Origin of the sequence: Mesorhizobium sp. M7A.F.Ca.US.007.01.2.1 (assembly GCF_003998165.1) — a bacterium.
Classification (GTDB): Bacteria; Pseudomonadota; Alphaproteobacteria; order Rhizobiales; family Rhizobiaceae; genus Mesorhizobium; species Mesorhizobium ciceri.
This window is the reverse complement of record NZ_RZQP01000356.1, coordinates 1-4,104: the sequence shown is the minus strand read 5'-3', so window position 1 is coordinate 4,104 and position 4,104 is coordinate 1. Positions and strand designations below refer to the sequence as shown.

At 62.3% G+C, this 4,104-nt stretch carries 3 protein-coding genes and 1 pseudogene; 2 read left to right on the top strand and 2 right to left on the bottom strand.

Annotated features, from left to right (window positions below):
• Both EN949_RS33425 and EN949_RS33420 read right to left on the bottom strand, forming a co-directional pair.
• Positions 1-1,834, bottom strand: a 1,834-nt coding sequence (locus EN949_RS33425) for a xanthine dehydrogenase family protein molybdopterin-binding subunit (RefSeq protein WP_164782626.1), incomplete at its 3' end; no start/stop codon positions are given.
• 113 nt (positions 1,835-1,947) lie between these two features.
• Complete coding sequence (locus EN949_RS33420) at positions 1,948-2,445, bottom strand: (2Fe-2S)-binding protein (RefSeq protein ID WP_013531265.1); 498 nt, start codon at positions 2,443-2,445, stop codon at positions 1,948-1,950.
• Between the two features lie 263 nt (positions 2,446-2,708).
• Here EN949_RS33420 and EN949_RS33415 point away from each other — a divergent pair, with 263 nt between their 5' ends.
• The gene (locus tag EN949_RS33415) at positions 2,709-3,893 is read left to right on the top strand and encodes an FIST signal transduction protein (RefSeq protein ID WP_050592709.1); all 1,185 of its coding nucleotides are present in this window, start codon (positions 2,709-2,711) and stop codon (positions 3,891-3,893) included.
• 14 nt (positions 3,894-3,907) lie between these two features.
• Positions 3,908-4,104 (top strand): annotated as a pseudogene (locus EN949_RS33410) (hybrid sensor histidine kinase/response regulator); the annotation flags it as partial.

The window sequence follows — 4,104 nt, the reverse complement described above, 5'->3', positions numbered from 1 at the left end:
GGGCAGTGTAGGCGGCCAGCGCCATCTGGAACCACGGCACGTTCTTGTCGGTGCCGGCGACCTTCAGCGCGCCATTCTCGATGACGATATCGCCTTCGTCGGCTTCGAGCAGGTGTGCCGCGATCTTCTTGGCCTTGGCCTCGACCTTGTCGAGGGCCTTGACGATGGCCGACATGCCGACTGCACCCGAGCGCGAGCCATAGGTGCCCATGCCCATCTGCACCTTGTCGGTGTCGCCATGCACGATCGAGACCGAATCGAGCGGCACGCCGAAGCGCTCATTGACCAGTTGCGCGAAGGTTGTTTCGTGGCCCTGCCCATGGCTGTGCGAGCCGGTCAGCACCTCGATCGTGCCGACCGCGTTGACGCGCACTTCCGCCGATTCCCAAAGGCCGACACCGGCGCCGAGCGAGCCGACGGCGGCAGACGGCGCGATGCCGCAGGCCTCGATGTAGCAGCTCATGCCGATGCCGCGCAGCAGGCCTTTCTTGGCGGCGGCGGCCTTGCGCTTGGCAAAGCCGGCATAGTCCGACGCCTGCATTGCCGCATCGAGCGAAGCGGCATAGTCGCCGGCGTCATAGCACATGATGACCGGCGTCTGGTGCGGAAACGCTGTGACGAAGTTCTTGCGCCGCAGTTCGGCCGGCGAGACGCCGAACTGGCGGGCCGCGGTCTCCATCATGCGCTCCATGACGAAGGTCGCTTCCGGCCGCCCTGCCCCGCGATAGGCATCCACGGGCGCGGTGTTGGTGTAGATCGCCTTCACATTGGCGTGGATGGCCGGGATGTTGTATTGGCCCGACAGCAGCGTCGCATAGAGATAGGTCGGCGTCGCCGATGAGAACAGCGACATGTAGGCGCCCAGATTGGCTTGGGTTTCCACCTTCAGGCCAAGGATCCTGTGGTCCTTGTCGAAGGCCATTTCAGCATGGGTGTGATGGTCGCGGCCATGCGCGTCGGTCAGAAAACTTTCGGTCCGGTCGGCCACCCATTTGACCGGCACGCCGGTCTTCTTCGACGCCCACAGGCAGACGATCTCTTCGGGATAGATGTAGATCTTCGAGCCGAAGCCGCCGCCGACATCGGGCGCGATCACGCGCAGCTTGTTTTCCGGCGCGACATTGTAGAAGGCGCTCATCACCAGCCGCGCCACATGCGGGTTCTGCGAGGTCGTCCAGCAGGTGTAGTGATCCTCGGCCTTGTCGTAATGGCCAAGTGCGGCGCGCGGCTCCATGGCGTTAGGCACCAGCCGGTTGTTGATGATGTCCATCTTGACCACATGGGCTGCCTTCCCGAAGGCCGCTTCCGTGTCGTCGGCATTGCCGATGTCCCAGTCGAAGATCAGATTGTTGTCCGCTTCGGGGTGGATCTGCGGCGCACCCTTGTCCATCGCCTTGGAGGCGTCGACGACGGCCTTCAACTCCTTGTAGGTGATCTCGACCGCCTCGGCGGCGTCACGCGCTTGCCCCTTGGTCTCGGCGACGACAATGACGACGGCGTCACCGACATAACGGACCCGGTCGAAGGCGAGTGGCGACCATGCCCCCATCTTCATCGGCGAGCCGTCCTTGGAGTGGATCATCCAGCCGCAGATGAGATTGCCGATGCCATCGGCCTTGAGTTCCTTGCCGGTCAGCACGCCGATGACGCCGGGCATGCCTTGGGCCTTCTTCACATCGATCTTCTTGATCTGCGCATGCGCGTGCGGACTGCGCACGAAGGCGGCGTGCTTCATGCCGGGAACCACCATGTCGTCGACATAGCGGCCGGCGCCCGTGATGAATCGTTTGTCTTCCTTGCGCGCGACCCGAGCGCCAACACCTTCAATGCCCATCAGAAATTCCTCCCGAGATTGTAGGGGAGTAGGTGAGTAGGGCAGTACGGCAGTAGGGAAAAATTGGCTCCGATTCCCTACTGCCCTACTGCCTTATTGCCCTACTGCCTCGTTCAAGCCGCTTGTTTCGCCTTACCCTTCGACCCCTTCATCGTCGTCGATGCGGCGAGGATCGCCTTGACGATGTTGTGGTAGCCGGTGCAGCGGCAGATGTTGCCGTCGAGCTCGGCACGCACCGTCGCCTCGTCGAGCCCTTCGGGGTGGCGACCGATCATGTCGGTCGCCGTCATGATCATGCCCGGCGTGCAGAAGCCGCACTGCAGCCCGTGATGTTCCTTGAAGGCGGCCTGCACCGGATGCAGGTCGGCGCCATTGGCCAGGCCCTCGATCGTCAACACGGTCGAGCCGGAGGCCTGCACCGCGAGCATCGTACAGGATTTGACCGCCTTGCCGTCGACGTGGACGACGCAGGCACCGCATTGCGAGGTGTCGCAACCGACATGCGTGCCGGTAAGGCCGAGATTTTCCCGCAGGAAGTGAACCAGAAGTGTTCGGTCCTCGGCAGCACCGCTGACCCGCTTTCCGTTCACCATCAACGAAACGTCCGACATGGTCCCTCCCTGGGTATCAACCTTGGTCATCACGTTGCCAACGCGGCGTTGGCGCATCGGCCATGCGTTATTGGTACACCGCACATCGGACAAAAAACAGCACGTCGCAAACGCGGCACATTGTACTTTCGGTCATGGCCGCGCCCAAACATGCGGTGCCGGTGGCCCCATTGCCAAACCGCCGATTGAAGGCAACAATGTCGGTCGACGCCCGCGCGCCAGAAGCATTTAAAACAGCCGCGCACAAAAAGGCGTCGGAGGAAATGCGGAGAACATCGCTGGCCAATTCACAGACGCGCTATGCATGCGGCCTGTCGGCGCTCACCACGGACGAGCCCGACATGGAGGCGTTCGCCAAGGCGATCGCACTGGAAGCAGCCGCCATCGACGCGGGCTTTGCCCTGCTGTTCTTTTCCCAGAGCCTGGTCGAAGCCAGCGCCCTTTCCCAGGCGCTCATGACCCACGCGCCGGCGCTCCACCACGCCGGCTGCTCGACTGCCGGCGAAATCACGCCGCAAGGTCTCGAGGATGGTCATGTGCTGGCCATGCTGCTTCCGTCCACCGCGTTTACCGCCGTCAGCGTGATGGTCGAAAATCTGTCCTCGTCGGGTATGGACAGGATCACCGGCGAGGTCGAGACCCTGCGGCGATCGCTGCGCGCGCGCCTCGGTTGCGATCGGACCAAAGGCACTTTCGCGCTCTGCTTCATCGACGGGCTCTCCTATGCCGAAGAAGCGGTGAGTTCAGCCATCCACTGGGGCCTCGATGACATTCCGCTGCTTGGCGGCTCCGCCGGCGACGATCTGAAATTCGAGACGACGCGCCTGATCTCAAACGGCAAGGTCACCTCCGACAGCGCCATCATCGTGCTGATATCGACCGAAATTCCCTTCCATGTCTTCAAGACCGACAATTTCGTTCCCACCGATGAGAAACTGGTGGTGACGGCTTCCGATCCAGATCACCGCATCGTGCGCGAGTTCAACGCCACCAATGCGGCGCAGGAATATGCCGCGTCCGTCGGTATCGTCGCGCAGATGCTGACGCCACTGAGCTTCGCCTCGCATCCCGTGGTGGTGAAGGTGGGCGGACAATATTATTGCCGGTCGATCCAGAAGATGCATGCCGACGGCTCGCTGTCGTTCTTCTGCGCCATAGACGATGGCGTCGTGCTGTCGATCGCTCAGCCCAAGGACATGGTCGAATCGACGCGCGCCGCCCTGCGCGACGTCGAGGAGAGGCTTGGCGGTATCGACATGATCCTCGGCTTTGACTGCGTGCTGCGCCGGCTGGACGCACGCAATCGGCAGGTGTTTCGCGAGATCTCGGAACTCTACCGGGTCAACAATGTCATCGGCTTCGGCACCTATGGCGAACAGTACCGGTCGATGCATCTGAACCAGACTTTCACCGGCATCGCCTTCGGCGAGCGCCAGGCGGCGGAATAGGACTGCGCAACGAGATGCCGCTGAGGGACATAAACGATCTTGAAAAGCTGAAGAAGATCAACGCGGCACTGGTCAGCCGCGTCGAGCGCTCGATGGACCAGCAAGGCAACGCCTTTTCGCTGTTCCAGACCACGATCTCGCTGGAAAACCGGGTGCGTACACGTACCGAGGAACTTCACTCGACCTTGCGGCGGCTGGAGCAGTCGAACAT